Below are 402 nucleotides of genomic sequence, written 5' to 3'. Positions count from 1 at the left end.
GGCATACAAAAATAGATAGAAGCAAACACAGAAAAACAGGTTTAAAAATAGGTTGGCAATTAATAATTCTTTTAAAGAAATCATTATACTTACCGCAGAGAAGATTAACATCAGTATGACCGACATTTTCAGCCATAACTCGGAGCACATCGCAATATTGTGTTGATTGCCAATTAATAGCTTTACTGCTAGCCGGATAAAAGGTATTTATATGAACAGATGACAACCTTGAAGCATATATTTTTTCTAATATTTCACTACAAATTGAAAAGCCTGACATTTCACTATCTCTGATCAACCATTCATGGTCTAATTTTACCGCAAACCATTGCCCAAGACTAAATGGTAGAGCCAATACATCAGGCACAATAGTTTTTGCAGTGATATCAGCATCCTTTAACC

At 34.3% G+C, this 402-nt stretch carries 1 protein-coding gene; it reads right to left on the bottom strand.

Annotated features, from left to right (window positions below; all coding sequences use genetic code 11):
- Window positions 1–402, bottom strand: a 402-nt coding sequence (locus tag V1952_RS22565; RefSeq protein WP_420075638.1) for a type II secretion system protein GspL, incomplete at both ends; no start/stop codon positions are given.

Origin of the sequence: Yersinia sp. 2542 StPb PI (assembly GCF_048593855.1) — a bacterium.
Lineage (GTDB): Bacteria > Pseudomonadota > Gammaproteobacteria > Enterobacterales > Enterobacteriaceae > Yersinia > Yersinia enterocolitica_E.
Note: the sequence above shows the minus strand (reverse complement) of the source record. Positions and strands in the feature narration are given on the sequence as shown.